This window comes from Mesorhizobium qingshengii (assembly GCF_900103325.1).
Lineage (GTDB): Bacteria > Pseudomonadota > Alphaproteobacteria > Rhizobiales > Rhizobiaceae > Mesorhizobium > Mesorhizobium qingshengii.
The window spans coordinates 1-5200 of the sequence record NZ_FMXM01000063.1 but is presented as its reverse complement, the minus strand read 5'-3'; the positions used below and the strand labels follow the sequence as shown (position 1 = coordinate 5200).

Annotated in this window: 7 protein-coding genes; 6 read left to right on the top strand and 1 reads right to left on the bottom strand. The window is 60.8% G+C overall.

All coding sequences use genetic code 11. From position 1 onward, the window contains the following. A partial coding sequence (locus tag BLS48_RS33970; RefSeq protein WP_143019591.1) for a transposase occupies positions 1–282 on the bottom strand: 282 nt, incomplete at its 3' end. A 338-nt stretch (positions 283–620) separates the two neighbouring features. Between BLS48_RS33970 and nifW the strand changes: the two genes are divergently transcribed. From nifW to BLS48_RS33940, 6 genes are all read left to right on the top strand, one after another. Next, a complete protein-coding gene (gene nifW, locus BLS48_RS33965; RefSeq protein ID WP_091586634.1) occupies positions 621–995 on the top strand; it encodes a nitrogenase stabilizing/protective protein NifW in 375 nt (124 codons plus the stop codon). Positions 996–1179: 184 nt separating this feature from the next. Next, positions 1180–2031, top strand: coding sequence for an electron transfer flavoprotein subunit beta/FixA family protein (locus BLS48_RS33960; protein ID WP_038655016.1), 852 nt, complete (start codon positions 1180–1182; stop codon positions 2029–2031). Between the two features lie 15 nt (positions 2032–2046). Then, entirely contained in the window at positions 2047–3156 is a 1110-nt protein-coding gene (locus tag BLS48_RS33955; protein WP_038655019.1) for an electron transfer flavoprotein subunit alpha/FixB family protein, read from the top strand. A gap of 11 nt (positions 3157–3167) precedes the next feature. Continuing rightward, positions 3168–4475 carry an FAD-dependent oxidoreductase gene (locus tag BLS48_RS33950; RefSeq protein ID WP_038655022.1) on the top strand — a complete coding sequence of 436 codons (1308 nt, stop codon included), beginning with the start codon at positions 3168–3170 and terminating at the stop codon, positions 4473–4475. A gap of 12 nt (positions 4476–4487) precedes the next feature. Continuing rightward, positions 4488–4787 (top strand): ferredoxin family protein, encoded by a 300-nt coding sequence (locus BLS48_RS33945; RefSeq protein WP_038655026.1) that lies wholly within the window; start codon positions 4488–4490, stop codon positions 4785–4787. Positions 4788–4959: 172 nt separating this feature from the next. Continuing rightward, positions 4960–5200: transposase (locus BLS48_RS33940; protein WP_208604714.1), on the top strand; the 241-nt coding region annotated here is incomplete at its 3' end.

Here is a 5200-nt window from a genome sequence, read left to right as displayed (position 1 = left end):
CCACAACCAGCACTTCTGACCGTTGATGCGCACCACGACTTCATCCAGATGCCAGACATCGTCTTTCGTTGGTGCCTTGCGGCGTATGCGGCGCGCATAATCAGGGCCGTGCTTTCGGCACCATCGGCGGATGGTCTCGTAGGAAACGACGATCCCGCGATCGAGCAGCATTTCCTCGACATCGCGCAGGCTCAGATTGAAGCGGAAGTAGAGCCAGACAGCACGGGCCACGATTTCGATCGGATAGCGGTGGTTCTTGTAGGTCGGTGCACTCACGGTCATGGGCGCGCTGCTACCTCAATTTCCTTACCCCTCAATCAATGTGACAGCACCCCGCTAATGGCTAATGTCCACGAGGACATCGCCGGCGGGAAGGCGCGCGATTGCCGGGTCGAAGCCGATGCACAGGTCATGGGGGTCGTCCCGCCCGGCGTGAATCTGACCAGCATTGCCGCGCGTAGTGAATGGCCAGGTCGATCGGGACCATTACCGGCCCGACCATGTCGGCGAGCGATTGCCCAGCTTGTGATCGCATCTCATTGCTCGAACCGCGGATTTTCGCGGCTGCAGCTCAGCCGCGCGACGAACGCGCCCGGCAATTTCCGACCAGGGAGAAAGCAATGAATTGTTCGGCCGACAGCCGCCCCATCGATATCACCAACATCCTCGCGCGGCTGAAGGGCCTGTCGGCTGCCGAGGAGTTCTTCGAAGTCCTTGGCGTCGCGTATGACCCGAAGGTGCTCGATGTCTCCCGGCTCCATATCATGAAGCGCGTGGGGCAATACCTCGCCAAAGAGGGTTTCTCCGCCCTGCCCGCCCCGGTGATCGCCGCGGGGGCGCGCGCCACGCTGGAGCGCGCCTACGAAGACTTCGCGACGTCCTCGCCGCTCACGCATCGGGTCTTCAAAGTGCTCAAAGACCACGACCCGGACAGTCCCGCCAGGCCGTGCCCCACCTTCGTCCCGTTCGAATCCGTGCTGAACCGGATCGAATGAGCGCGACACATTTGCGACGCTACAATGTCGAGAAGCCGACAAATCCGGTGATCCCGCTTGTGCTTCCGATGCAGCCAATTGAATTTCAAAGGGATAGCGGAGCGCAAAACGGTTGGCACAAATGATGCAGCCAACGAGATGAACTGCCAAACCCCATTTGGATAAAAGCTTAGCGAGACCGCCAATGCACATCGTAGTCTGCATCAAGCAGGTGCCAGATTCGACACAGATACGTGTCCATCCGGTGACGAACACGATCATGCGCCAGGGCGTGCCAACCATCATCAATCCTTATGACCTGTTCGCCCTCGAAGAAGCACTCAGACTGCGCGACGCCGATGGTGGCGAGGTTACCGTACTCACTATGGGGCCGCCAATGGCAGAGGATGCGCTACGCAAGGCGCTCGGCTACGGCGCCGATCGCGCAGTGCTCTTGACCGACCGCTATTTTGCCGGCTCAGACACGCTGGCGACTTCCTTCGCTCTTTCCCAGGCAATCGCAAAGGTTGGCGAGACGTTCGGCACGCCTGACATCGTCTTCACGGGCAAGCAGACGATCGACGGCGACACCGCCCAGGTCGGGCCAGGCATCGCCAGGCGTCTCAACCTCCTGCAACTCACCTATGTCGCGAAAATCGTCTCCCTTGATCTTGCTGCGGGGGAGATTAAAGTCCAGCGCCGTTGCGAGGGCGGCACGCAGATGCTGCAGAGCAGGCTGCCATGCCTCGTCACCATGCTGGAAGGCACCAACGAGATCCGCCGGGGTTCGATCGAGGACGCACTGCGCGCGGCGCGCAGCCGGGTCGTGAGGTGGAGTGCAGCCGACGCCGGCATCGAGGACTTCACCAGATGCGGACTGCGCGGCTCGCCGACGGTTGTCAAGCGCGTTTTCGCGCCTGCCGCGCGGGCAGAAAAGGCGGCGCAGATCGACACCGCTGAGAAGACGCTGCGCGACCTCGCCGACGAACTAACCGCCGCAATCTTCACCCGCCAGCCGGCGCTGGAACAGGAAGTCGCCTTCGACGGCGGCACGTGAGGCAAGGAGCAGACTATGGCTACCGCGAACCGCGAAACCCCTCGCCCTGCTGCCGGCCGAGCCGGAATAAAGAAGGAGCTGCCCGAGCGTTTCAAGGACTATCGGCATGTTTGGGTTTTCATCGAACTCGAGCGCGGCCAGGTCCATCCTGTATCCTTCGAGCTGCTCGGCGAAGGCCGCAAGCTTGCCGACAAGCTCGGCGTCCAAGTCGCGGGCGTCGTACTTGGACCAGCGGGAGGGGTCACCCAGCACGCAGTTGCCGAGGCCTTCGCCTACGGCGCCGACCTTGTCTACATCGTCGAAGCCCCGCTGCTTGCCGACTATCGAAACGAGCCTTTCACCAAGGCGATGACGGATCTGGTCGTTACCTACAAACCCGAGATCCTGCTTCTGGGTGCGACAACGCTCGGCAGGGATCTTGCCGGCTCCGTGGCGACAACCTTGCTGACAGGGCTCACGGCCGACTGTACCGAACTCGACGTGGATGCCGACGGTTCGCTCGCCGCGACCCGTCCGACTTTCGGCGGCTCCCTGTTATGCACCATCTATACGCTGAACTTCCGGCCGCAGATGGCGACAGTGCGACCGCGGGTCATGTCCATGCCGCAGCGGGTGGATAAGCCCGTCGAGCGCGTCATCCAGCACAAGCTGTCGGTAGCCGAGGACGACATCGTCACCAAGGTCCTCGGCTTCCTGCCGGATAGCCAGTCGGCGAAGGCAAATCTCGCCTATGCCGATGTCGTCGTTGCGGGAGGCCTCGGTCTCGGCGGGGCCGAGAACCTGCAGCTTGTGAAGAGTCTCGCGCGAGCGATCGGCGCCGAATATGGCTGTTCGCGCCCGCTGGTGCAGAAGGGCTGGATGTCTGCTGATCGGCAGATCGGCCAAACTGGCAAGACCATCCGGCCGAAGCTTTACATCGCGGCCGGGATTTCCGGCGCCATCCAGCACCGGGTTGCCGTCGAAGGCGCCGATCTCATCGTGGCCATCAACACCGACCCGAACGCGCCGATTTTCGATTTCGCTCACCTCGGCATCGTCACTGATGCGATCCGCTTCCTGCCCGCCCTGACGGAAGCCTTCACCCGCCGGCTGTCGCCGCACAGTCGCGACAAGCTTGCAAGCTAAAAGAGACTGACATGATCGAGGAAGAATTCGACGCCATTGTCATCGGGGCCGGCATGTCCGGGAACGCAGCTGCTTACACCATGGCAAGCCAAGGCCTGAAGGTGCTGCAGTTGGAGCGCGGTGAATATCCGGGCTCCAAGAATGTCCAAGGTGCCATCATGTACGCGAACATGCTGGAGGAAATCATCCCCGATTTCCGGGATGACGCGCCTCTCGAGCGGCATTTGGTTGAACAGCGGCTTTGGGTGATGGACGACACGTCGCACACCGGCATTCACTATCGGTCGGACGACTTCAATGAGGCAAAGCCCAACCGCTACACGATCATCCGTACCCAGTTCGATAAATGGTTTTCGCGTAAGGTGCGCGAGGCCGGCGCGACTGTTCTGTGCGAAACGACCGTGACGGAACTCGTGCGTGATGCCAAGGGCAAAGTGATCGGCGTCCGCACGGATCGGGCCGGCGGGGCGATCTACACGGACGTGGTCGTTCTTGCAGAAGGCGTCGGCGGACTGCTTGGCACGCGAGGCGGCCTGCGCAAGATGCTGAAGCCGGAAGCCGTTGCGCTCGCCGTCAAGGAAATGCATTTTCTGCCCGAAGAGGTTATTGAGCAGCGGTTCGGCCTCAAGGGCGGTGAAGGCTGCGTGATCGAGGCGGTGGGCACAATCTCACGCGGCATGACCGGGCTCGGATTCCTCTACACCAACAAGGAGTCGATCTCACTGGGCATCGGCTGCCTCGTCTCGGATTTCGCCGCGATGAGGGAGAGCCCTTACGCCCTGCTCGACGCGTTAAAAAGCCATCCTTCGATCCGGCCGCTGATTGCCGGCTCGGAGGTGAAAGAATATGCCGCGCATCTCATTCCCGAAGGCGGCTTCAAGGCGATTCCCCAGCTCTTTGGCGACGGTTGGGTCGTGGTCGGCGATGCGGCGCAATTGAACAACGCTGTTCACCGCGAGGGTTCGAACCTCGCCATGACCTCCGGGCGCATCGCGGCTGAGGCAATTGTCCAGGTCAAGAGCCGCAACGATCCTATGACCAAACTGAACCTCGCCCTTTACAAGACGATGCTGGATGAATCCTTCGTGGTGAAGGACCTGCGGAAATACAAAGACATGCCAGCCTTACTCCATAATAACGCCGGTAATTTCTTCACGACCTACCCACGGTTAATGTCGGAAGCCGCGCAGAACTTCATGCGGGTCGACGGCACGCCAAAGATCGAGAAGGAAAAGGCGACCACGGCAGCCTTCATCAAAGCGCGATCGCGGTTGGGTCTGGTCAGCGACGCGGTCCGCCTGGCATTGGCGTGGCGGTGAGGCACTGACGACATGACGAACCCAGTGACGAATTTGCGTGTCGAGGACAAGCTCTACCAGAACCGCTATCTGGTGGAGCCCGGCCGTCCGCATATCAAAGTGCGACCGCACGCGTGGCCAAGTGCGAACCTTCTCGCGCTGACCCTCGTCTGTCCGGCGAAATGCTACGAGTTGTACGACAAGGGTCAAGTCGAGATCACCCCCGACGGCTGCATGGAGTGCGGCACCTGCCGCATCTTGTGCGAGACCAGTGGCGAGATCGAGTGGAACTATCCGCGCGGCGGCTTCGGTGTCCTCTTTAAGTTCGGATGACCACGCGCCGTTTCAACAGTGTGAACCGTTAGGGCTGAAGTTGCAGCACACCCCGATTCAATGGTCATCATCACAGATGAAGAGAAGCTGGTGAATACTGGCGTTGTTGCGTGGATCACCCGGCGACTGATATTGAGCGGTGGTTTTCAGTCTCCTGATCCGGATTTCGACGATGCCGCACAAGTTCAATGCCGATCGGCGGGACAAGATTGCCAAGCAGAAATATCGAGTGACGAATTGGCCGGCATATAATGAAAGCCTGCGTCAACGTGGTGATTTGACCATCTGGGTGAAGGATGAGGCCCTGTCTTTATGGACGGCGCGGAGGCGGACATCGCGGGGTGGTCAGCCGAAATACTCGGATCTGGCGATTACGTTGTGCTTGACCCTGCGCGTCGTCTACGGGCTGGCGC